Origin of the sequence: Nostoc commune NIES-4072 (assembly GCF_003113895.1) — a bacterium.
Lineage (GTDB): Bacteria > Cyanobacteriota > Cyanobacteriia > Cyanobacteriales > Nostocaceae > Nostoc > Nostoc commune.
Genome location: NZ_BDUD01000001.1, coordinates 1,710,698 through 1,734,674 on the forward strand (window position 1 = coordinate 1,710,698; position 23,977 = coordinate 1,734,674).

The 23,977-nt window shown below is 41.8% G+C and carries 21 protein-coding genes; 14 read left to right on the top strand and 7 right to left on the bottom strand.

Annotated features, from left to right (window positions below; translation table 11 throughout):
- Nucleotides 1-184: 184 nt before the first annotated feature.
- From CDC33_RS07655 to CDC33_RS07665, 4 genes are all read right to left on the bottom strand, one after another.
- A complete protein-coding gene (locus tag CDC33_RS07655) occupies nucleotides 185-2,554 on the bottom strand; it encodes a glycoside hydrolase family 31 protein (protein WP_109007980.1) in 2,370 nt (789 codons plus the stop codon).
- A 332-nt stretch (nucleotides 2,555-2,886) separates the two neighbouring features.
- The gene (locus tag CDC33_RS07660; RefSeq protein ID WP_109007981.1) at nucleotides 2,887-3,222 is read right to left on the bottom strand and encodes a hypothetical protein; all 336 of its coding nucleotides are present in this window, start codon (nucleotides 3,220-3,222) and stop codon (nucleotides 2,887-2,889) included.
- On the bottom strand, nucleotides 3,219-3,362 hold the full coding sequence (locus tag CDC33_RS38430; protein WP_181374253.1) for a hypothetical protein: 144 nt from the start codon (nucleotides 3,360-3,362) through the stop codon (nucleotides 3,219-3,221). The genes CDC33_RS07660 and CDC33_RS38430 overlap by 4 nt, the downstream gene beginning before the upstream one ends.
- A gap of 229 nt (nucleotides 3,363-3,591) precedes the next feature.
- Nucleotides 3,592-3,957 carry a hypothetical protein gene (locus CDC33_RS07665; RefSeq protein ID WP_109007982.1) on the bottom strand — a complete coding sequence of 122 codons (366 nt, stop codon included), beginning with the start codon at nucleotides 3,955-3,957 and terminating at the stop codon, nucleotides 3,592-3,594.
- Between the two features lie 485 nt (nucleotides 3,958-4,442).
- Here CDC33_RS07665 and CDC33_RS07670 point away from each other — a divergent pair, with 485 nt between their 5' ends.
- The 4 genes from CDC33_RS07670 (at nucleotide 4,443) to CDC33_RS07685 (ending at nucleotide 11,856) form a co-directional block, all read left to right on the top strand.
- Nucleotides 4,443-5,972 (top strand): FAD-dependent oxidoreductase, encoded by a 1,530-nt coding sequence (locus CDC33_RS07670; protein ID WP_109007983.1) that lies wholly within the window; start codon nucleotides 4,443-4,445, stop codon nucleotides 5,970-5,972.
- Between the two features lie 1,080 nt (nucleotides 5,973-7,052).
- Nucleotides 7,053-7,883, top strand: a complete 831-nt coding sequence (locus tag CDC33_RS07675; protein ID WP_109007984.1) for a squalene/phytoene synthase family protein — start codon at nucleotides 7,053-7,055, stop codon at nucleotides 7,881-7,883.
- A gap of 721 nt (nucleotides 7,884-8,604) precedes the next feature.
- Nucleotides 8,605-10,206, top strand: coding sequence for a serine/threonine-protein kinase (locus CDC33_RS07680; RefSeq protein ID WP_109007985.1), 1,602 nt, complete (start codon nucleotides 8,605-8,607; stop codon nucleotides 10,204-10,206).
- A gap of 927 nt (nucleotides 10,207-11,133) precedes the next feature.
- Nucleotides 11,134-11,856 (top strand): FHA domain-containing protein, encoded by a 723-nt coding sequence (locus CDC33_RS07685; RefSeq protein ID WP_181373924.1) that lies wholly within the window; start codon nucleotides 11,134-11,136, stop codon nucleotides 11,854-11,856.
- A gap of 272 nt (nucleotides 11,857-12,128) precedes the next feature.
- On the opposite strand, the gene recA is transcribed toward CDC33_RS07685, so the two are convergent.
- Nucleotides 12,129-13,208: a recombinase RecA gene (gene recA / locus CDC33_RS07690; protein ID WP_109007987.1), complete on the bottom strand. Its 1,080-nt coding sequence runs from the start codon at nucleotides 13,206-13,208 to the stop codon at nucleotides 12,129-12,131.
- Between the two features lie 600 nt (nucleotides 13,209-13,808).
- Between recA and CDC33_RS07695 the strand changes: the two genes are divergently transcribed.
- The 6 genes from CDC33_RS07695 (at nucleotide 13,809) to xseA (ending at nucleotide 17,334) form a co-directional block, all read left to right on the top strand.
- The gene (locus CDC33_RS07695) at nucleotides 13,809-14,342 is read left to right on the top strand and encodes a hypothetical protein (protein WP_109007988.1); all 534 of its coding nucleotides are present in this window, start codon (nucleotides 13,809-13,811) and stop codon (nucleotides 14,340-14,342) included.
- Nucleotides 14,343-14,354: 12 nt separating this feature from the next.
- The gene (locus CDC33_RS07700; protein ID WP_181373925.1) at nucleotides 14,355-14,795 is read left to right on the top strand and encodes a hypothetical protein; all 441 of its coding nucleotides are present in this window, start codon (nucleotides 14,355-14,357) and stop codon (nucleotides 14,793-14,795) included.
- Nucleotides 14,796-14,803: 8 nt separating this feature from the next.
- Nucleotides 14,804-15,256: an HNH endonuclease gene (locus CDC33_RS07705; protein ID WP_109007989.1), complete on the top strand. Its 453-nt coding sequence runs from the start codon at nucleotides 14,804-14,806 to the stop codon at nucleotides 15,254-15,256.
- A 217-nt stretch (nucleotides 15,257-15,473) separates the two neighbouring features.
- On the top strand, nucleotides 15,474-15,767 hold the full coding sequence (locus tag CDC33_RS07710; RefSeq protein ID WP_244919165.1) for a type II toxin-antitoxin system Phd/YefM family antitoxin: 294 nt from the start codon (nucleotides 15,474-15,476) through the stop codon (nucleotides 15,765-15,767).
- Nucleotides 15,754-16,035 carry a type II toxin-antitoxin system RelE family toxin gene (locus CDC33_RS07715; protein WP_109007990.1) on the top strand — a complete coding sequence of 94 codons (282 nt, stop codon included), beginning with the start codon at nucleotides 15,754-15,756 and terminating at the stop codon, nucleotides 16,033-16,035. Before CDC33_RS07710 ends, CDC33_RS07715 begins: the two co-directional genes overlap by 14 nt.
- 60 nt (nucleotides 16,036-16,095) lie before the next feature.
- Complete coding sequence (gene xseA, locus CDC33_RS07720; RefSeq protein WP_109007991.1) at nucleotides 16,096-17,334, top strand: exodeoxyribonuclease VII large subunit; 1,239 nt, start codon at nucleotides 16,096-16,098, stop codon at nucleotides 17,332-17,334.
- Between the two features lie 98 nt (nucleotides 17,335-17,432).
- Here the strand turns inward: xseA and CDC33_RS07725 are convergent, their stop codons facing one another.
- Nucleotides 17,433-17,555 carry a helix-turn-helix domain-containing protein gene (locus CDC33_RS07725; protein ID WP_244919166.1) on the bottom strand — a complete coding sequence of 41 codons (123 nt, stop codon included), beginning with the start codon at nucleotides 17,553-17,555 and terminating at the stop codon, nucleotides 17,433-17,435.
- 24 nt (nucleotides 17,556-17,579) lie between these two features.
- Here CDC33_RS07725 and tnpA point away from each other — a divergent pair, with 24 nt between their 5' ends.
- Together tnpA and xseB are read left to right on the top strand one after the other, a co-directional pair.
- Nucleotides 17,580-17,987 carry an IS200/IS605 family transposase gene (tnpA, locus tag CDC33_RS07730; protein WP_244919167.1) on the top strand — a complete coding sequence of 136 codons (408 nt, stop codon included), beginning with the start codon at nucleotides 17,580-17,582 and terminating at the stop codon, nucleotides 17,985-17,987.
- 94 nt (nucleotides 17,988-18,081) lie between these two features.
- Nucleotides 18,082-18,309 carry an exodeoxyribonuclease VII small subunit gene (gene xseB, locus CDC33_RS07735; protein WP_109007993.1) on the top strand — a complete coding sequence of 76 codons (228 nt, stop codon included), beginning with the start codon at nucleotides 18,082-18,084 and terminating at the stop codon, nucleotides 18,307-18,309.
- 33 nt (nucleotides 18,310-18,342) lie between these two features.
- Here xseB and CDC33_RS07740 read toward each other — a convergent pair whose 3' ends face one another.
- Nucleotides 18,343-19,350 (bottom strand): chemotaxis protein CheB, encoded by a 1,008-nt coding sequence (locus tag CDC33_RS07740; RefSeq protein ID WP_109007994.1) that lies wholly within the window; start codon nucleotides 19,348-19,350, stop codon nucleotides 18,343-18,345.
- 311 nt (nucleotides 19,351-19,661) lie between these two features.
- Between CDC33_RS07740 and CDC33_RS07745 the strand changes: the two genes are divergently transcribed.
- Both CDC33_RS07745 and CDC33_RS07755 read left to right on the top strand, forming a co-directional pair.
- Nucleotides 19,662-23,009 (top strand): PAS domain-containing protein, encoded by a 3,348-nt coding sequence (locus tag CDC33_RS07745; RefSeq protein ID WP_109007995.1) that lies wholly within the window; start codon nucleotides 19,662-19,664, stop codon nucleotides 23,007-23,009.
- Nucleotides 23,010-23,232: 223 nt separating this feature from the next.
- Nucleotides 23,233-23,820 (top strand): calcium-binding protein, encoded by a 588-nt coding sequence (locus CDC33_RS07755; protein ID WP_244919168.1) that lies wholly within the window; start codon nucleotides 23,233-23,235, stop codon nucleotides 23,818-23,820.
- The last annotated feature ends 157 nt before the right edge of the window (nucleotides 23,821-23,977 follow it).

The window sequence follows — 23,977 nt, forward strand, 5'->3', positions numbered from 1 at the left end:
TGACTTGCTTATCATCTACCTCTATGCATATTTTTTATTGCACAATTTAGAGTAGGAAATAATGGTGGTTAAACTGGGGATTGGGGACTAGGGACTGGGAACTGCGAAAAATCCTTCCTAATAGCTAATCGCTAATTTTTAATATCTAATTCCAATGCCCAATGCCCAATCCCCAATCCGTATTTCAAAATTGCAGAGAATGTCGCTTACCATCATCCTGGAAACGTTGCTCTCCAACCCCAACAAGTTCTACAATTACTTCACGCAGTGGAGGTGTCCATTCTCCCACTCTTGCTCCAATTTCAACTACTGTTTGATTAGATTCAGCAAATACGCTGATAGTTGATAGCGAAAACTTTTTATCTTGATACTCATTTGTCTGTCCATCATCTTCAAATAGCTGATATTCGTTATTACCAGGCCAAATCCGTAATCGGATCTCGTCTAATGGGGCTTGATCAACGTATTGCTTGACAGGTTGCATGGGAACGATCGCACCACCACGGACATACAGTGGCATTCTTTCAAGCGGTGCATGAGCAAGAATGTGAATCGGGCCTTCGTAGCGATCGCCACTCCACCAATCATACCAAGTGCCAGCAGGTAAGTAGACAGCTCGATGCTCAACTCCAGGGCGGTAAATTGGTGCAGCCATCAACGATGCACCTAGTAATACTTGATCGTAGAGGCTATAGGTTTTCAGATCATTGGGGAAGTGGTATAATAAGGGTCTTAAAATCGGTGCGCCTGTCGTTGCCGCTTCCCAGAAAAGACTATAAATATAGGGAAGTAATTGGTAACGTAGATTAATGTATTCTCGACAGATATTTTCAACGCGATCGCCAAATACCCAAGGTTCATGACGAGCAGTAGACATTGCCGAATGACCGCGCATCAATGGGTAAAGCATTCCTACCTGCATCCACCGAGCGAATAATTCAGCTGTGGCGTTACCAGCAAATCCGCCAATATCGCAACCCACAAACCCCACACCCGAAAGTCCCATATTGCAAAGCATCGGCAGAGACATTTCTAAATGCTCCCACAACGATTGGTTATCTCCCATCCACACAGAAGACCAGCGTTGCACACCAGCATAACCTGATCGCGTTAACACAAATGATCGCTCTGAACCTCGATGCCGTTCCAACCCTTCATAGCAAGCTTTAGCCATCATCAACCCATACAAATTATGCACTTCTGTATGAGTCACATCAATTTTAGATTGGTTCTCCTCCTCTTTCCCTGCTCCCTCATCTCCCCCCTGCGGTGCATCTAGGGGAAACCAAATCTTTTCACCATCATCGCCGAAAGGGCGATCGTTTATAGCAGGTTCATTCATATCATTCCAAATCCCTGCCACACCAACATCAGTTAAACTTTTGTGTAAATCAGCCCACCAGTTAGACACATCAGGACGCAAAAAATCAGGAAAAACAGCTTTATCAGGCCAAACGTAGCCGTGGAACAACTCGCCATCAGGTTTCCGCACAAAATAGTCGTTTTCTAAGCCTTGGTCAAAAACATGATAATTACCTTCTGGTTCATACTTCACACCAGGATCAATAATTGTGACTGTTTTGAAACCATCCTGTGCTAAATCACTAATAAGTTTTGCTGGGTTAGAGAAGCGTTGAGGACTCCAAGTAAATACCCGAAAACCCCGCATATAGTCAATATCCAAGTGAATAACATCACAGGGAATGCGACGCTGACGGAATTCTTGCGCTAGTTCCCGCACAACGGTTTCTGATTCATAACTCCAACGACATTGATGATAACCTAGCGCCCATTTTGGCGGTAATGGCATTCTCCCAGTTAACTGAGTGTAAGTCTCCAGAATTTTGGCAGGTTCGGGGCCATAGATAATGTAATAATCCAACTCACCGCCACGAGTTTCCATCTTCCAAATACCTGGTTGTTCAGCACCGATATCGAATTGACTCCAAAAAGTAGTGTTGAAAAAGATGCCATAGCCTAACTCTGGGCGCAAAGCCATAAAAAATGGAATTGCTTGGTACATTTCATCAGTCAGTGCATCATAATCTAAGGCATCCGTTGTCCAGTTGGTTTTTACTTCGCTGAGTTTATCCAAAAAGCCTGTGCGTTCACCAAAACCATAGAAATGTTCATCGGCTACAATTTCTTTCCAACCTGCAACTGCACCCATCCGCCAACCTATACCCATCTCTGCATCTTGGGCAAAAGGGCGATTAGCTTTGTCGAAACAGACGATGCGGCACTTTTCTCGCTGGATGCACACACGAATCTGTGCTGTTTCAATTTCTACCGTTGCTTCATTTTCTTGCACCGTAAAAGGTGTTGTTGCCCATTCTGCATCATCTAGCGTTACTGCCCAAGACCGACGAGGCATAAATTCCCCAGTTGGTGCAAAACGCACGCGGAGTAAATTGGGCGCAAGTACGCTGATAGTAAGGCGTGAGTCGCCACAGTCAAAATTAATAATATTATTGTCGGAGGTTACAGCTTTTATATTGCTAACAGTTGTCCAAGGTTGGTTAGTAGTGGGTAGTTTTCCGAAATATTGCGGCATATTAGTTATTTAGCAGATAAACACTTGTCCGCATTCATGATTACAGAGATATCCAGCCTCAAACTCTTTCTTTCGCTAGAGGTTGGGTAAAAGATTAGCAGATATTTTTTAACAGAGAGTGATTTTCGTGTGTGGTAATACCAATTTGAAAATAAGAATCCGACAAATAGACCATTTGTAGAGACGCGATTCATCGCGTCTTTACCCAAGGATGTGTTGCAATAATCAATTGAAACGGTATAAAAACAGAATTTTATTAATTCGTAGCAAATTAAATTTGCCAATACCCTGCAATGCCAATGCATCACCTTACAATACTAATGCGTAGGCATCTATATATCCTGTGGTCGCTCGTTTAATGACTTTAATGCATCTAGACTGCAACGCAAACGCGGCTTGTCAGGGTCAGTCAAATCTAACTTATCCCAAGGTACTGTATAACCACCGTGGATTTTGTGCGCCCCCAATAGATGCAAAATTCCTAACCCAATTGTCCAAGCAGATAACCGTTCTAACACCGCAGCATAACCGACAAGATATTCCTTAACAATCCATTCTTCGCCTTGTTGTTCGGCGCGTACTTCCTCAATGCGTCCGACGGCTTTACCAGTTGAGTCTAATACTGGTTTACCGAGCAGCAACTCTAGATGAATTTCACGAGTTGTCATGATCCTCCCCCTGGAATTCGTGCGATGATGCGATCGCGCAGCCATTTTTCATACTCTAAAGCTGGTGTTGCTTCAGCTTCAACATCCACTTCCAATACGGTTCGGTTAAAGGGCAAAGGGAAAAGGGGAAAGGTTTTCAATACATCCTTTACCCTTTACCCCTTACCCTTTCCCCAGACCACAAGGAAAGTGAAAAATGCTTATCCGAACCGTATTGCCTACGCACCTACATCTAGAAACCCACCAATACTGGTAACAATCCCAAGAGCGATTTCCAAAATTTTATTCATTAATTTGCTTTGCTACTTTTTTTCAGCTTATTTAGCGATCGTTCTTCTGCTGCTAATTCTTCGAGTTTTTGCTGTACCTTTAAACGATTTTTTCTCCTACAGCCCTGGACATTTCTTCTGTTTTATTTGCTAAGTGTATAACTTCAGCTAATAGTAGTGATTTATCATGTTCTGTTACATCTTTAGATAACTTTATTTTGTCTATTTTATCTTTTTCTTTTCGCAGTTCCTCAGTGGATTTTTTCAATGTTTGTTCAGCATATTTATTTGGTACAATATTGCGTATCCAAGCATCACCAATCATATTTTCTGTTGCTACCCAAGAAGATATATTTTGTGTTTCTTTGTCCATATCTTCTACAGAACTTTTACCACTGCAAGAGGCTAACAATGTCAGTATTAATAAACCATTAATTATAGATCCTAATTTACCAGGCTCTAGCATTTATAGGCTCTCCATAGCCAACACAGATATGTTTTTGTTTTCACTTTGGCAACAGTGTACATCTATCTAACGAAACATTTTGTAAAAAATTATTTCAAAATTTATTGTATTAATGGAAATCCACTTCAAAAATGATGATATCACTTTCACCTCTAGGAAATTATGACTGTTCTAAGGTTAAAGGTTTTACAAAATACTCTAAATCTTTTTGAGTTATACAAATATTTGGCAATTCCATCCTCCATAAAGCATATTTTTATGTCTATCATGATGCAGATACGTTATTTACAATTAATAGTCTAGGCTTATAAAATAACAAGCTGGAATACACATCTTAGCTTGGTTGTAGGAAGGTTGAAAGACATATAAAGGCACAACCATAGAAGGGAAAATATTGCAATATTTTTCCTTCTAATTTCTCATAACTCTTACCTTCATAACCTTCTTTCCAGCGAATTAAGTTAGGCTTAAGACTCTAAAGAAATATGCAAAACGACTCTGGTAAAACTATTTCTATTTGGATGACAACGGCAGAAATCCCAGAGCAACCCGTGCTTACCGAAAATACTCATGCAGATGTGTGCATTGTCGGTGCTGGGATAGCGGGGATGTCAACTGCCTATATGTTAATCCGCGCAGGTAAATCAGTAGTCGTGCTGGATGATGGCCCTATTGGTGGCGGTCAAACTGCAAGAACAACAGCACACGTATCGAATGTGCTGAGTTATCGTTACTACGAACTAGAGCAAATGCACGGTAAAGAGGGCGCAAAACTAGTTGCTCAAAGTCATACAACAGCAATTAATACTATAGAGGCGATCGCTACCCAAGAAAACATTAACTGTGATTTTGAGCGACTTGATGGCTATCTTTTTCCGCCAGACTTAAAATCAATAGACGAGATTCAGCACGAGTTAGAAGCAGCACACCGCGTTGGACTAACTAATGTTGAAATGGTGAAGAAAGCGCCATTGACTAGCTTTGATACAGGAGTGTGTCTACGCTTTCCCCAACAAGGGCAATTTGATCCATTAAAATATCTAGCTGGACTTACAGAAGCCATAGAACGGCGTGGCGGTAGAATTTATACGGGGACGCACGTAGAAAAAATCCAAGGTGGTTTACCCGCCCGTGTCGAGACAAGCAGTGGTAAGGTTGTCACAGCCGATGCTGTGGTAGTAGCAACCAACTCACCCATCAGTAACTTAGCTACTATGCACTTCAAGCAGGCTCCATACATCACTTTTGTCATCGGTGCAAAAGTGCCTCGTGGTTCTGTTCCCAAAGCGCTTTATTGGGATACCCTTGACCCCTACCATTACGTAAGATTACAAAGTATTGACGAACAATATGATGTATTAATTGTTGGTGGCGAAGACCACAAAACCGGACAAGCTGACGATGCCGATGCTCGCTATACCAGACTCCAAACATGGACGCGAGAACGTTTCCCAATGGCACAGGAGGTTTTATTTCGCTGGTCGGGACAGGTAATGAATTCTGATGATGGTATTGCCTACATTGGCAAAAACCCCTTTGATAAGGAAAACGTTTACATCGTTACAGGTGATACAGGCATAGGAATGACCCACGGTGCGATCGCGGGGATACTATTAACTGACTTGATTTTAGGGCGAAATAATAGCTGGGCAGAACTTTATGACCCATCGCGTGTGAAAATTGGTGGAGTCGGTGATTTTATCTCTGAAAATCTCAACGTTGCTGCTCAGTATTTAAAGTGGGTGACACCAGGCGATGTTGATTCCGTTGAAAAAGTTGCTCCCGGTACAGGTGCAGTAGTGCTAAGTGGTTTGACAAAAGTCGCAGCTTACCGAGATGAAAACGGCACACTGCACGAACATTCAGCAATCTGTACTCACCTCAACTGTATCGTCGCCTGGAATTCCTCAGAAAAAACCTGGGATTGCCCATGTCATGGTTCGCGGTTTGATACACAAGGAAAGGTAATCAACGGCCCAGCAATTAATGGACTGACACCAGTGGAAAACAAGTAAAAAGTGGAGAGTATAGCTTCCTTGCAGAACGGTGAGATGAATTGAGGCAAGCAACAGAAGCAGGGGGAGAATTTTGGAAGTTGCTAAATTATCCCGCAACTATGCAAGGCCAAATTTCCATATTCAGTGATAATGTCCGCATAAATAATTTGCTGACCACAGTCATTCATTATACGCTACCCCTCAATCCCTGTCGAAGAGCCGGGAGGAGAGACAAAGCATAGCTTTGGCGGGGTGGGGTTCTTCAAGTTTAAGAAGCAATCAAGCGGACATGATAAAAGAGGTCAAATATTCATAAATGTTTTATTGAGTGGGTAAACAGCCCACTTTTTTATTGTCAATCTCGTAAATATAGGGGAACTTCTTGTTCTCGGTTATGGTCACTTGATACCACCTTAAACACTAAGCAGGTTCCCATTGTAACCCAACAAGCGTGGACATAGCCCAACGCACGCATCCCAGCCCTTTATGTCTATGTAACTTACCCTAACTCTTCGACATAGCGCCGTTCGTATCTAAAGGTGCTTACACTTACTATTATCCATTACTATAGGAATCCGATTTGATTTCTGAATCACTCGTAGAGGTAAGGGACTGGGAATTGGGGACTGGGGACTAGGAAGAAGGAATAAAGGTGTACTGAGTTTTGTTCAAAAATCAAATATGAGTCCTATAGCTTCTCTTCAATTGTCTTTATATATACAATAATTATAATTTCTTAGTCAATTTAACGCAGACTTAAAATACTTTCAAATCCAGACTATGGATGTTTACTCATGGAAAAAATTCGCACTAATCAACCAAATATTAGCATAATTTTTTATATATCCACTAAAAGTTGATGATAGCTATATCAAACGGCACATTAAAGATTTTTGCGACCAAAACCCTATATACTAAATTAGACTTTGATAAATTTGAGAGTTTTGTTAATTGCAACACCAAAAACTATTAATTTTTAGATGAAATACTAGCGTATCTTATAGTCTATAGTTTTTAAAGTTTAGTCAAAACTATATCCAGTATCATCAAAAAACTGCAAACTTCATGTGGTGCAAAAATCAATCGGGGAGTGAAAACATGAATTTACGTAGAGATGCATTGCAAATCCTCAAAGAAACTAGCCGAACTTTTTATATCCCAATTAGTCTTTTACCGCCAGAATTACAAGAAGCAGTAGCATCAGCATATTTGTGTATGCGTGCCATTGATGAAATAGAAGATCATCCCGAATTAGATAACGCTACTAAAGCAAAGCTGTTAAGAACGATTAGCCTGACATTACAGGCAGGGGTTGATGGCTTCCCGGTAGATGCTTTCTTTGCGGGATTTAGTGGGTATGAGAATACCTTAGAAGAAGTCACAGTAAGGATTAGAGAATGGTCGATACTAGCGCCAGAGACCATTGCGCCTCGAATTTGGGATGCCACTGCTGCAATGGCAGACCGGATGGCTTACTGGGCAGAAAGAAACTGGAAAATTTATACAGAATCTGATTTGGATCGTTATACCTTTGGGGTTGCAGGTGCAGTCGGATTGTTACTATCGGACTTATGGACATGGTACGATGGAACGCAAACTAACCGTACTCAGGCGATCGGGTTTGGGCGGGGTTTACAAGCAGTTAATATCCTGCGTAACCATACTGAAGATTTAGGGCGTGGGGTAGACTTTTTTCCAGAGGGTTGGAGTGCAGAAAATATGCAAGAGTATGCCCGGCGCAATCTAGCCCTGGCAGAAGTTTATACCAAAAACCTTCCTACTGGCCCAGCCTTAGATTTTTGCCAAATTCCCTTAACCTTGGCTAATGGCACTCTTGATGCCCTTGCTAGTGGTAAAGAGAAACTTAGTCGCAGTGATGTTTTTGCACTTCTCGAACAACTGATTAGTGTAAACATGAAAGCCAGCTAATAGTTTCGTAACGACTAATGGAGTTAAATTGCCTCCAAACTTGGGCATCTAAAATTATACAGCGATTTTCTGTAAGGGAGTTAGTGTGGGCTTATATCAGGTTCGGTTAAGCGAACAGCGTTTGGTAAAGAAGGGGTTTTCCGCAAGGTAACCCAACATTTTATCCTTGTTGATGTTGGGTTTGACTGCCCTGTTCTAAAGGGATCTTGCTAAAACCCAACCAACCTACATTGATAGATTTCATTATAAGTTATCATCCGAACTTGATATTTATTATCCCTTGGTACTAGCCTCTCCCTTTCGGAGATGGGGAGATACCCGTTGTAGGTGTAGGTCGATAGCGCGGCGCTAATGCTCCGCTATCAGCCCAAACCGCTACTCCGACTTCGCTCCAAAAGTAATTTAGATATAGGACTCATATTTGATTTTTGAACAGAACTCAGTACACTTTTATTCCTTCTTCCCAGTCCCCAGTCCCCAATCCCCAGTCCCTTACTTCTACAAGTGATTCAAAAATCAAATCGGATTGCTATATTACCTAACGTTTTAAGTATAATAAATTTTTTATTTCATAACTAAATTACGTAATATTAGCTAAACTTTAAAAAATCTTCAAAGCATTTCCAGCAAAAATTACCTGGCAAGAGTTGATTAATATCTAAATAATTGAAAGAGAGTATAACAACTCACCGTGATTCTTCGTGCAGCGAGTTGACAGTGCATGAGCTACTGCTTAAATCCTATCTGTCCCAATCCAGAAAATTTGGTATATAGCCAAAGGTGCCAGTCTTGTGGCTCGCAACTACTGTTGCGCGATCGCTATCAGGTGATCAAACCATTAGGTCAAGGTGGCTTTGGAGCAACCTTCTTAGCCAACGATCAAGGCTTACCAGGAGAACCGAGTTGCGTAATCAAACAATTACGCCCATCAGGAAGCGCTCCACACGTTTTACAGATGGCCAGAGAACTCTTTGAACGAGAAGCCAAAACTTTAGGTAAGATTGGCAATCATCCCCAAGTACCGAGACTGTTAGACTATTTTGAAAATCATGAACAATTCTACTTAGTTCAAGAATACATCAGTGGTGATACCTTACAGGAAGAGATCAAACTTAACGGTATCTTAAGCGAAACTGGAGTCAAGCAATTTTTGAGCGAAATTCTGCCACTATTGCAATACATCCACGATCAAAAGGTGATCCACCGTGATATTAAGCCAGCCAACTTAATTCGCCGCACTCAAGATGCCAGAATGGTACTAATCGACTTTGGCGCTGTCAAAAACCAAATTAGCCAAGGTGCGGTAAATCAATCAGGACAGACAGCATTAACAGCTTATGCCATTGGCACTCCTGGTTTTGCACCTCCAGAGCAAATGGCTATGCGTCCAGTCTACGCCAGTGATATATATGCACTGGGGGTGACATGCATTTATTTGCTGACTAGCAAAACTCCTAAAGATTTAGATTATAATCCCAACACTGGCGAGATAATGTGGGAGCAACTTGTGCAAGTGAGTGACCACTTGGGCAATGTATTGCGAAAAATGTTGGAGGTGTCTGTACGTAATCGCTATCAGTCAGCAACAGAAGTTCTCAGAGCATTGGAAATAGAACCATATTTAGAAAGTTTAGCAAAGGGTTTATTAATTAAATCAGATACTGGGTCTAAAGATCGAACACACAGCCATCTGGAAAATTCTGCTGTTTTATGTAACAACTCTTCTGCTACTAGTACAGGAGTGGCACAAGTAGCGGCAGCAATTCGCGCTAGACGAGCCAAGGCAGCAGCCGAAGCAGGTGGATTACACCAGGGTTCTGGGATGGCGAAATCAACGACTTTTGTTAACAGCAATAGTAATAGTTCACAAGTTAAAACTTCTAAAGTTGAGCGTAAATTAGATACTCAAGGTTTATTAACTGCTTATCAGAAAGGAAGACGAGATTTTGCTCTACACAATTTAAGTTTGCTGAATCTGCAAGGTGCTGACTTATCCCAAACAAATTTCCATTCCACTCAATTGCAAAAAACTAATCTCCAGGGAGCTAATCTTCACAATAGTGACTTTGGCAGAGCCAGTCTCACTCGAGCAAATCTCAAGGATGCTAATTTGAGCAAAGCATACTTTAATCATGCTGATTTACAAGGGGCAGATTTGCGAGGCGCAGACCTCAGCAATGCTTGTCTTAGTAATGCCAACCTCCAAGGAGCTAACTTGTGTGGTGCTAATCTCACCAATGCCAAAATTTCTGATGAGCAGCTTGCACTAGCAAAAACAAATTGGATGACCATCCGCCCCAATGGGAAACGAGGCTTGTTATAAGTTGAAAGTTTAAATTTGAGAGTTACTTGCTTGCTCTGCCTCCCAGACTAGTACCGCAAGGCGGAAATAAACCTACCATTTCATTACAGTCAGAAAGCGCAAAATTAAAGTATATGTGACTTTTGACTTCCGCCTCGCAGTACTAGTTCCCTCTTTTTTAAGGGTGCTTAGGCCAAGTCTTAAACTCAACTGTATTGTTTTACAAAGCTGACAAGGCTTCTATTTCCTCATGAGCTTAGATAAATCAGCTCTTATTTTTATCGAGAAAACTCAGATTTATTCAGAACTGACTAAATAAATAGGATATAACAACTCTATTTAACTTGGAAGAATTGCAATTCAACCCGGAGATCCCCGACATCGTAAAAGTTGTTGGGGATCTTGTTGATCGCGAATAATTTGGGATTCCTATATAGGAATCCGGTTTGATTTCTGAAAATATACGTAGGATGTGTTAGCACAGAGAGTACGGCATAAAACTCGTGTTCATAGTGCGTTACGAACTCCGTTCTAACACACTCTACAATACTTAATTTCGTTCAAAAATCAAATAGTAATCCTATAGTTGTGTTAAACGATAGTCTAGTCATCGCTCTTGCAAATGTCAATAAATATCCTATTTTTCAGTAAAAATACGCATACAGTTGGCAATTTTTAATCAAATCTTTATAATTATTATCTGTTACAAACAACAAATGATTATTTACAATAAACAATAAAGCATCATAATACTTTTTTTTTGATGTTTCCATGCTTTTCATGGCTAGAAACGACAGGGAATCTCGCTTTTAAAAATTGTAAAATCTAACGCTCTTAAGCCACTCAAATTTTTAGATGGTAGCGGAAAGTTAAAAATTAATTATCCCTGGTTGTAGGCTGAAGCAGAATATTCACAACCGAAATCAGGTCATACAAGGTTTACATATAATGACTGACTTTGCACAAACGGAAATAGAACGGAGATTAACTTTATATCAGGTATTTCTTAAGTTGTATGAACACCACAGTGGACTTCTAGATGAAATTCTCCAGCTAGAAAACCTATCTCAACCTTCGTTGACGAGAAGGAAGGCATCTTACATACATGGTGTAGTGGATACTTCTGCTGTTTATTTGATGACTAATTTGTGCGACAATCAAACCCAAAGTTTACGGCAGCCACAGCAAATCTGGACAATAGGTCGTAATCGCAACAGTGGTATTTGCATTGTTGATAGTTATATGTCTCGTCGCCACGCTGCTATTCAATATATCGACGATCAAGGTTTCTACTTTATAGACTTCAACAGTACCAATGGCTCATTTGTGAATGGCGATCGCGCTTTTGGGCCGATCAAGCTCAAAGATGGCGATCGCATCCGTCTAGGTAGTATGACTTTTGATTTTTTCATGAGTTCTACCTGCCGCGTGTTGCCAACTGTAGCAATGGAATTATTGATGCAACTTATGCATCGAAAGAGGGATAATCAAGTAGAAATACTTACTTATCCCTGTAACAGACCAAAACTTTTGACTGAAAAACCAAATGATAATTCAGAGATTTTTAGAAATCCTGGACTAGTTGAAAAGTTTGAAGATTCCTATGAAAACTTCAATTCGGAACAGAAATCAGAAATTTTAGACCGCTTTTTTAGCAGACAAATACCATAGTATCCCAGCTAAAAAATTGAAAATTATTGCAATTTTTAATTGCGTGAAGTGTAGACAATTTGCAAGGGCACAACATAAAATTTTTGTGCCCCTTTTTTATACTGATTCCAAGGACAAACGCCATAAAAATAAAATGATTGCTCATCATAATAGTGGCAATCATTATCTAAGGCTTGCTATAACTCATCAATACTTTGGAAAAGGTGGGTTAGCTATCTATCTATGTAACCCACTGCATATTAAAGTTGCAGATAAATATAAATCCGCATTCCTTATTCTTCTAGCTCTAAATCGACTTCTTCCTCTTCATCCTCTTCACTGGCTTTAGCTACAGAGTTAGCAGAAACAACAGCACCTTTATCTAACTTTTCCCGCACCAGTTTCTTAATTTCGTCAGCAAACTCGGGCTTTTCTTCTAGATACTTAATGGCGTTGTCTCGTCCTTGAGAGATATTATCGCCATTGTAACTATACCAAGCTCCTTTGCGGACAATAATACCAGTTTCTTCTGCTAGGTCAACAAGACAACCCAAGGTAGAAATACCTTTACCAAAAATAATGTCGAATTCAGCGATTCTAAAAGGCGGCGCTACTTTATTTTTAGCAACTTTGACTTTAACGCGATTACCAAATTCATCCGTACCTTTTTTCAAGGTTTGAATCCGGCGAATATCCAAGCGCACCGAAGCGTAAAATTTCAATGCATTACCGCCAGTAGTCGTTTCTGGGCTACCGTAGGTAACACCGATTTTTTGTCGCAACTGGTTGATGAAAATGACTGTACAACCAGATTTACCAATGTTGCCCGTAATTTTACGTAGGGCTTGGCTCATTAATCGCGCTTGCAGACCAACGTGGGCGTCACCCATATCGCCTTCAATTTCAGCACGGGGAACCAGTGCTGCTACTGAGTCAATGACTACAATATCAACCGCAGCAGAACGAACAAGCTGATCGACAATTTCCAAAGCTGATTCGCCTGTATCAGGTTGGGAAATCAGCAAATTGTCAATATCTACACCCAATGCCGCAGCATAAGTAGGATCGAGGGCGTGTTCTGCATCAACAAAGGCTGCAACACCGCCATTTCTTTGCACTTCGGCGAGCGCATGTAGCGCTACTGTAGTCTTTCCGGAACTTTCCGGCCCATAGATTTCAATTACCCGCCCCTTGGGTAAACCACCACCCAATGCTAAATCTAGGGTAAGCGCCCCACTGGAAATAGTCTCCACCCGCATCCGGGTAGCATCGCCCAGGCGCATGATTGCTCCTTTACCAAAGCTGCGCTCAATTTGGTTAAGCACCATAGTCAGCGCTTTTTGCTTGCCTGAAGTATCGGTGTTGATAGCCATTCCTGCCTCTAATGCCTCTAAATATATGGTTTTAAGGAGTGTTACTCTGGGAGTTTGAGTAGAACAGATATACTATTTTAACCAGAAAATTCTGGAATAGGACTTCTCAAATCAAAAAAGGGGTGTAACAAGATCGTAACTCGATCGCTACCAGATTAGGGTAGTCTTGCACAATGATACCAACTTGCATTTAGAGATAGCTTTTTTTGGCTGGGTAAGCAAGGGGTTTTCAACAAAAAATTATCTAAACTAGGACTTACGCAAAAATTGCTAAAAAGCTTAATTTCTCGAACCGCCAAGACGCCAAGAGCGCCGAGAATTCGTAGAGTGTGCGTAAGTCCTATAAACAACTGAGCCTTATGCACTGTACATAATGAGAATGCTTTGTTTTGGAGAGAAAACCTCTATCGTGGTGCCGCAGCTACGCCCGTCGTAGACATCGCTCGTCAAATCCCAATCTAGTCACAACAAAAAACTAAGTAGTCTTCAGTATCGATAAAGCTATTAAAGTTACTGCTATCCTTGAATCCAGCTTCTTGGCATGGAGATAATGTATTGATATCATAGTAACATAAATTACATAAACTATCTTCAGCAAACGTGAATAAATCACAGTCTATTAAGCTACTTGAAAGTGAGGGATGGACAAAAGCAGATGCTATGCGTGCTTTGGAAGTAATTGATTTTAGTACCAATCCTGATGAAATTACTATTCGCAGAGCTATTTCGCCTTTTGCTGGTTCTGAATTAATTAAGCGTCAGCGTCTTCAAGCTGCCCAGAAAGGTCTGGTAACGAAGAAAACTAAAGAGATTGAATTGAAGGAGCAGGAATATGCTGCCAAAATTGACCAAGTTAAAAAGTACCCAAAACAGGAAAGAGAAAAATACGAAGCTGAAATTAAAAGCTTGTCTCAGAAAAATAATATTTTAGAAGTTGAACTCAAAACAATATATTCTCACAATAAAAATTTAACCGAAGTTAATGAACAACTCAAAAAAGATAATAAATCTCTAAAAAATTTAGTTGATAAAATTAAACTGAAACTAGCCATAAATACTAAAGAAATCCTCCAATATGAAGATAGTGAAATTCGGAAAGCAGTAATTACTTTTTTCAAATGGACTTTAGGCTAAAACACTGAATATATGATTGAGCAAAAAGGTAAAAAAAGGAATTTTAGAGGAATGAGTTATCGGGTTGTTCAACTTGCCAACTCAAATAATCGGAGCAAGCTTCATAAAAAAGACCAAATTTGGTTAAAAGAAAACTTTTACAAGAATATTGGCTGGAATAATGTTGTTAATTTTTATCAAAAAATAGAAGAGCTTCTGAACAATTATCAGGTTAAGGAATTGACGCTTGAAGAATTATTTATCGAGGCTGATAGGATTGGCAATAAATATCTCACGAATCAAGAAATAAACGACTATAACCAAAGCTTATCTAAAGTAGTTAACGAGGTAGCAGAAGAAATAGATAAGCACTTTCCTGAGACAGAAATTGAATTTATTGATTTCAGCCAAAATACTAATATTAAATATAAAAATAAGCATAATCACAAGACGTATAAAACAGTCAAGTTTTAGAAATTAAGATGGTTAATATTGAAGATAAAGAACTTAAAGAATTATTTGAGCTTGCAGACACAATTGGTAACAAGCGATATCACAGGCTAACTGATGAAGATTTTGAAACTTATAGAAAATTCGATTATTGGCGCTATATTAATGGTGATTATGAGTGCGGTACAACTCAAGATAGTAAAGACTGGGTAAGAAAAAATTCCAATTGGTACTGTCCAATTTGTGGATCTCACTACTCTGACAAAGGTGGTAAGACGATAGATCACAAGCTACCTCGGTCACAGTATCCTTGGTTATCAATGGAATTCAATAATTTATGGGTCATTTGCCAGGTTTGTAATAAAGAAAAGGGTGAAATGCATTGGTACAAGTATGAACACTATATATTTGTTCACTATCCCAATGTTTATCTTGCTGTGAAAATGGCACGTCCTAGCCAGTTACTCCAGTCTTTGAAAGATTAAACCAAATAATGTAATCACTTATTGCTTTAAGACGCAGTGAAAAATCTAACATTCAATATAGACATCTTCAGAAATTAATTATGCATTACCTGAAACCTTTGTAGAGACGTTGCATTGCAACGTCTCTACATTCATTTTCACCAGATGTCTAATGAACAGTATATTATCTTGAGTCAAAATTGAGATGAAAAGAGTTATCTGCTAAAATATAGTCAAAATGTCTAAAATAGTCAAAATTACTATGCAGACCTATACTCTCACAGATGCTCGTAACAGACACGGTGAAGTTTTTGACAAAGCTGCTACTGAGCCAGTTCTACTAACTAAGCAATCACGGCCTAGCCATGTGATTATCTCAGCAGAGAGCTACCAAAAATTAATTAATCGGCTGGAAGAATTAGAAGATATGGTTTTCGGTCAAGCTGCTGAAGTTGCTCTGAGTGAGTCCAAAATGATTGGTACAGAGGCTTTTACATCTGCATTAAAGCATTTAGCTAATGGCGAAGCTTGATGGTCTAGCAACTGTTCTTGATTTTCTGAACGGTTTACAGCCTAAAATAGCAGCACAGATTGCAAAAAAGGTTTTGGCTTTGAATGTTGAGCCTTTACCCGTTGATAGTGAGCAGCTATCTGGTTATCAGGGTTTATATCGAGTTGATAGTGGTGAATATCGAATTGTTTACAGGTATTTTCCAGATGAAGATTTAATAGAAGTGATTTTAGTCGGTAAGCGCAATGATGATGATGTCTACAAAAGATTGAAGCGTTTACTGGGTTAACCTTTGGTTTTCATTAAAATGCTAGAATCGCTCCAGCACAAATGCTTTCAGGCATCTTTGATGACTTTTGACCTTCCCCACTCTCTCATTCTCGATACTGCACTTTCAGTTTCTGGATTAACTGACTATATCCGCTTGCTGTTAGAGCAAGATGAACAATTACGGCAAGTTTGGGTAACTGGCGAAGTCTCTAGCGCTAACCACCATCGCAGTGGTTTATTTTTTACGCTGCAAGATACCGATCGCACCGCCGGAATTAAGTGTGTGGTATGGAATAGCCAATTGCCAAAACTCGCCCAGGTACCCGTTCCTGGTGAGCAGATAATTATTTTGGGTAGTATTCGCCTGTATCCGCAACGGGGAGAGTATCAGTTATCAGTTTGGCAGACTCTACCTGCTGGTGTTGGTTTACAGGCGTTGCGCTATCAACAACTCAAAAATCGCTTACTGGCTGAGGGATTGTTCGACGCGCAAAGAAAGCGATCGCTCCCAACTCACCCCCAAACGATCGCTGTTGTCACTTCACCAACGGCTGCTGCTTGGGGTGATATTCAAAAAACTCTCAGACAAAGGTATCCAGGTTTACAGGTTTTATTTTCTCCCGCAACAGTACAAGGTGAGCAAGCGCCAGAATCTATCGTCAAAGCAATTGAGCGGGTGGAAAGAGATGGTCGCGCCGAAGTGCTAATTTTATCGCGGGGTGGTGGCGCGGTGGAGGAGTTAGCTTGTTTTAATGATGAACGAGTGGTGCGATCGCTTGCTACTTGTTCCATTCCGGTAATTACTGGTATCGGTCATCAACGAGATGAATCTTTGGCAGATTTAGTTGCAGATGCTTGTGTGCATACACCGACTGCGGCGGCGGAACTGGTTGTGCCATCACTTTCAGAGTTGTATACTGATCATCGGCAGCGAGTTGTAGCTTTACATGAAGCGGTATATGACTCTGGGAAAACTGCTCTTAATAAACTGCAAGTATTACGAAATCGTTTGCGACGTTTGCGCTTAGATCGGCAAGTGCAGCTGGAGGTAGACAAATTAGGTTGGAAGCGTCAGCATTTGGTGCAAATTACGACGGCGCGATCGCAGCAAGCAACGCAGCATTTAGAGTTGTTGCGGCAAAAGTTAGCTAGTCTTGACCCGAAAGCTGTGTTGCAGCGTGGTTATGCGGTGGTGAGGCGGGAAGATGGGGCGATCGCTCGTTCTGCGCCGGAGTTGAATGTAGGAGAAGATTTGTTGATTCAGTTGGGGCAGGGTCAGGTTAAAGTGAAGGTTATAAAAGTAAACGTAGACGCGTAGCGGTGAAGCAGCGCGGTTTTGGGGGTTTCTCCCACGAGCGACTGCTGTTAGCGAAGCGTTAGCGACGTAGGAGCGTCACCCGAAGGGCTTGCCGCAGGCTACCGCTCCAATCTTTCACCTAGCGCGTAGTTCCAATGACGACGCAGCAACTCGCCCCAGATTTCAAGAATGACAACCTGTTCGGGAGTGGGATTGAGTTTGAACTGATAAGTTAGTAGCATATAGTCATAATACCATTTGGTGGCATGATTTACAACATAGGACACAGAGCAGTTTATAGCCTTAATATTCATTTAGTGCTTGTCACCAAGTACCAAAGAAAGGTTATCAACCAAGCAATGTTGAAACGACTACAAGAGATATTTGAAGGCACTTGCGCTAAGTGGAGGAGTAAGGTAACAGAGTACAACGCAGAGTCAGACCATGTTCACTTGGTTATTAGTTACCCGCCGGATGTGGAAATAAGTAAACTCGTGAACAACCTTAAAACCGTTTCTAGTCGTTTAATTCGCAAGGAGTTCAATGAACACGTTAATCGGTTTTACAGCAAACCAGTCTTCTGGACAGGTGCATACTTTGTCGCCTCATGTGGAGGCGTTACATTGGAACAACTTAAGTCTTATGTTGAGAAGCAAAGCAGTCCTGATTGCTGATTTCGGGGGTATCGACCCCCACTCAATCAGCCCTCCTATCCCCCGTCACCGCCAATTGGAGTACCAATGTGGCGGGAGTACCCCGGAGGTTTAGATGGCTAAACGTAAGAATGCTTCTAGTTCTGAGGAAGCTTGGAATTATGAGGCAAAGGTTGCTGAAATAGAGGGAATTATCGCTCGTATTGAATCAGGTGAGTTGGAATTGGAAGCTGTGTTTGAGCAATTTGCAAGTGCTGTTGAATATTTGCGTCAGTGCGAAAGTTTTTTGCAGCAACGACAGCAACAGGTAGAGTTGTTGATTGAAACGTTAAGCGATGAGTAACTGATAACTGATAACTGTTGACTGTTCACTGATTTAATCATCTGTGTTGGCATCGTCTTTTAATAGCACTTCTCGAATAATGGCGGAGCGTTCAAGAGCAGAGTGCGCCTCCTCTTTCAATCTTTGCGCTGCCAATGGTAGGTTGCGAGCTTCCATTCTTGAAGCCAGGCGATGTGATAAAGAAGCTTTCTCTTCTAATGCCCTTAAAGCCATCCATAGCGCATCCTCTATGGCATCAGACTGCGTGGCTAGCAAAGTTTTTGCTGAATAAGCATGACCTGTGCGGCATCGGAAGCGCAACAAATTTTTCTCTTCGACTTCCCAAAGGATACCGCCGCAGTCAGGACAGGCGAAGGTTGATGGTTTACCAGGTCGATCGTTTTCGTTTTCTACTGCTTTTAAATTCAATTGCGCTATTTCAGTTTCAAACTCCATCTTGGTAGGTATGGGGTTTTCTGCTTCTATTTCCATTGGTATATTAACTAAACTTAGCAAAATAGAAGGAATATCTGAAAGTGGCACGATATAGTCAATATCGTCTACATTATTAATCGCATTACGTGGCATATCAGGAAACAAAGCATCGTCGGGATTTTGGACAATTGCCACGCCGCGCCGCATTTTTACAGCCATTAGTCCTGCGGTGCCGTCATCAAGCGTACCTGTTAGTAGCACAGCAATCACTCGCTGCCCATAGGTTCGCGCTGCACTGCGAAACAACGGATCGATAGCGGGACGACTACGGTTTTCTTTTGCTCCCCGCGTCAAACGCAAATATCCTTCTTCTACTAGTAAGTGGTAGTCAGGGGGAGCGACATAAATCCAACCATGAACAATAGCTTCGCCGTCCTGAGGGTGAGACACAGGCAAGTTGCCAGCGCGACTTAATATTTTTGGCAGAACACTCGTTTTATGACTGGATACATGAAGAACTATAATTACAGCAGCATTGAGATCGGGCGGCAAATTCTTGATTAGATAAGTCAGCGCCTCAACTCCACCGGCTGATGTTCCAACGACAATAATATTGTGTTCAAGCATTAATGTAACAATTTCACTACTATAGCAGCGTGGGCAACAAAAGCACATTTACTGCGGTATTGATAATAATGCAGCCAAAGAATTTGCTCACCTAGCTTTGAGACGATTTATTCTTCTTTTTTTACTCCTGAATTATGTATTGTGCTCTATGAGTCAGAGAGTACGAATCATACATTTCCCTGAGCCATAAAATAGGACTATGGCAAAATCTTGATATAAATGAGGATTTTAGCGCTATTTTAAAAAGATTGATTTCTCTATGATAATCTGCCAAATGTGGGCTTTAACTCTATCCGCTCAATTAATTTACGATGTCTCAGCAACAGCGCACCGTCCTAATTGTCGTTAATTCCCCAGACGATCGAGAACTCTATCGGCAATATTTGCTGCACGATCGCGAATATTCCTATGCTATCCTGGAAGCAACGTTAGCGGTGCAAGGACTAGAACTGTGGCAGCGACATCAGCCAGATGCCGTTTTACTCGATTACCGATTACCCGACCTAGACGGACTGGAATTTCTGGCTCAATTGCAACCCTTGACCCCACAGCCTTGCTTACCTGTGATTGTTGTCACCGCACAGGGCAATGAGGCGATCGCAGTTCAAGCAATCAAAGCGGGCGCACAAGATTATATTGTCAAAGAGCAAATTACCCCAGAAAGGCTACAAATAGCAGTCAACGGGATAATTGAAACAATGCGGCTACACACCCAATTACAACAGCGTATTGAACGAGAGCGCGTAGTCTTATATATTACCCAGAAAATTCACCAATCGCTGAATCTGGATGAAATTCTTCAGACGACTGTAGCCGAAGTCAGAGAATTTCTTCACACTGATCGGGTTTTGGTTTTTCGGTTAAAACCTGACGGCAATGGTACTATACTAGCTGAATCGGTTGGGGCAGAGTGGCGATCGGTGCTTTCGTCTACGATGTATGCTCCCTGCCCAAATGAAAGCTACATCGCCTCAAATCAACCGAAATTTGTCAGGTATAATCCCACCTTTATCAAGAATTATATTGAACGCTATTATCAGGGGCAAGTAACGGCAGTATCAGATATTCATGATAGCAGTATTGAGCCATGCCACGCTGAATTATTGGCATTTCAAGTCAGAGCTCATCTGGTTGTACCAATTCTGCAAGATAACCAGTTTTGGGGATTGCTGATTGCTCATCATTGTACCTCCCCTCGATTTTGGCAGCCCTTAGAAATAGACTTGCTTAAAGAGTTGGCAACTCAGATGAGTATCGCCTTGCGACAGGCAGAACTGTATCAGCAGGCACAGCGTGAACTAAAGGAACGCCAACAGGTAGAAGCGGAACTACGGCAGAGCCAAGAACGGCTGCGATTGGCACTACTAGCCTCTGGAATGGGAACGTGGAACTGGAACATTAAAACGGGAAAAATTTCTTGGTCAGATAATCTAGAAGCCTTATTTGGACTGCAACCAGGAGAGTTTGACGGCTCATTTGAAATGTTTGTGGCACGGTTACACCTTGACGATCGCGATCGCGTTTTGGCAGATGTAGATCGTGCCATCGCTACCGGAGAAGACTATAACATTGAATTTCGGGTAGTATATCCCAACGGCACAATTAGGTGGGCATTGAGCCAGGGCAAGGTGTTTTACGACCAACAGGGGCAACCGATGCAGATGGCTGGTATTGATATAGATATCAGCGAACGCAAACGGTCAGCCGAAGCTTTGCGCGACAGTGAAGAACGTTTTCGGCAACTTGCAGAAAATATTGATGCAGTATTCTGGATCAGAGAAGTGGCTGAAAATCGAGTCAGCTATGTCAGTCCTGCCTACAAACGACTGTGGGGATTAAACCCAGAAGAAATGTATCAAGGACAACAAGCCTGGGTTGATCGTATCCACCCAGAAGATCGAGAATCAGTCCAGAGAGCCTTTCATGAAAAAGCTGTTGCAGGTAAATATGACCAGGAATATCGGATTTTTTTACCCGATGGTAGCATTCGCTGGGTTCACGATCGCTGCTTTGGGCTTCGAGATGAAACAGGAGAGATTTATCGATTTGCAGGTATTGCCGAAGACATCACCGATCGCAAACAGGTAGAGGAAGCATTACGCCAAAGTGAGGAACGCTATCGGTGCTTGGCAGAATTAATTCCACAATTAGTTTGGACAGCCAACGCAGAAGGAGCGTTACTCGATGTCAATCAACGTTGGTTGGAATTCACAGGATTAACGCTAGAACAAGCCCACACCATCGGCTGGAAAGAGGTTGTCCATCCAGAAGATATAATTATTCTGGCTCAACATTGGAGCAAAGCAGCACAACAGGGTACTTCTTATCAAGCCGAAGGTCGTATGCGGAGGGCAGATGGTGTCTATCGTTGGCATCTACACCAAGCAATTGGGCAAAAAGATAAGCAAGGTCAAGTTGTCAAATGGTTTGGCAGTGCGACTGATATCGAAGCGCAAAAACAACTGGAGGGTGAACGCGATCGCTTATTCCAGCTAGAGCAAGCCGCGCGGGCTGAAGCAGAACGTGCCAATCGCATCAAAGATGAGTTTCTTGCCGTTCTCTCCCACGAATTGCGATCGCCTCTCAACCCTATTCTCGGCTGGACAAAACTCCTACAAAGTCGCAAATTCAATGAAACTAGAACACTTGAAGCCTTAGCCATTATCGAACGTAATGTTAAACTGCAAACTCAACTGATTGATGATTTGCTCGATATCGCCAAGATTCTGCGCGGCAAACTCAGCATTGATGCTAGTCCTGTGAATCTGGCATCTGTCATTGAATGTGCCATCGACACGGTAAGTACAGCAGCTATTGCTAAATCAATACTATTGCATCCAGTACTGCCGAATATTGGGCAGGTTTGTGGAGATTCCAACCGCCTGCAACAGATCGTTTGGAATTTACTTTCTAATGCGATCAAGTTTACTCCCAAAGGCGGACGGGTAGAAATTCAACTAAAGCAAGTCAATGATCAAGCACAGATTATTGTTAGCGACACTGGCAAAGGCATTAGTCCTGACTTTCTCCCGTATATTTTTGAATCATTTCGTCAGGAAGATATCTCAATTACTCGCAAGTATGGCGGGTTAGGATTGGGGTTAGCGATCGTCCGTCAGTTAGTTGAGGCTCATGGCGGCACGATCGCGGCTGATAGTCCGGGTGTTGGCTTTGGAGCGACCTTTACAGTCCATTTGCCACTGCTGAATGTTGAATCGGAAATTAAGCAGATAGATGAATTGTCACAACAAACACTCGAACTCACGGGAATTCGAGTCCTCACAGTTGATGATGATCCTGATGCCCGTGAGCTATTAACAGTATTGCTTACTGAATACGGAGCGCAAGTCCTGACTGTTTCCTCTGCGGCAGAAGTGTTGGCAAATCTGGAGTCCTTTCAACCCGATGTCTTAATCAGTGATATTGGGATGCCCGAAGTTGATGGCTATTGCTTGATGCAACAAATCCGCACTTTAACCCCGGAAAAAGGGGGACACATTCTGGCGATCGCTTTGACCGCTTATGCCAGAGTTGATGATTACCAGCAAGCCATAACCAGTGGCTATCAACGGCATCTTACCAAGCCCTTTAATCCACAAGAGTTAGTTCAAGCTGTGGTGGCACTTGCACACAGTAAACCATCCCCTTCCTTAAAATGATTCGGTTCATATACTTATTCAGGAAGGCAGAAGGGGCAAAGAAGGCGGCGGCGAACTGTATGGTGGGGAAGGCGATGACATCCTTGATAGCAGCAAGGGGCTTGCTGACCTATTTGGTGGAGCTGGCAACGATACTTATATTACTTTTGTATTTGGGTCTGAGGACGGTTTTCTCATCAATCAGTTTGCGAATCAGATCATAACAGTTAGTATTACAGAATATTTGAATGAAGGAATCGATACGGTTGAGTCTTCGTCCAGCTACAACTTAGGTGATAACCTAGAGAATTTGATTCTCACAGATAGCAAGGATATTGATGGCATAGGCAACGCCCTGGACAATCGAATTGAGGGGAATGCCGGTCACAACTTTTTGGTTGGCGGTGATGGCAATGATCACTTGCTTGGCTATGGAGACTACGACATTTTGGTTGGTGAGGCTGGTAACGACACACTCGAAGGCGGCGCTGGTAACGACTTCTTAAATGGGGGTTCTGGTAGCGACATACTCACAGGCGGTGCTGGTAACAACACACTCACAGGCGATGCTGGGGCTGATACATTTGTCTTCAACTTCAGGTCTGAAGGCATTGAGATCATCAAAGACTTCAGCTACTTGCAGAGTGACAAAATTCAGATTTCCACAATTGGGTTTGGCGCTACTTCCACTAACGAGTTCAGTTACAACCGCAACACTGGTGCTTTGTCCTTCCAAGGAACCCAATTCGCCACTCTTGAGAACAAGCCTAATTTTATACCCCGTCTTGATATTGAGCTTGTCTCTGAGGGTCTAACCTCTTCAATTAGCTAAAAACAATACAATTTTAGGACTTACGCAAACTCTACGATTCTTGGCGTTCTTGGCGTCTTGGCGGTTCGAGAAATTAAGCTTTTTAGCGCTTTTTGCGTAAGTCCTAAATTTTTTGTGAAGATTAAAAAATCAATTAAGCGATCGCCATTGCGTTAAG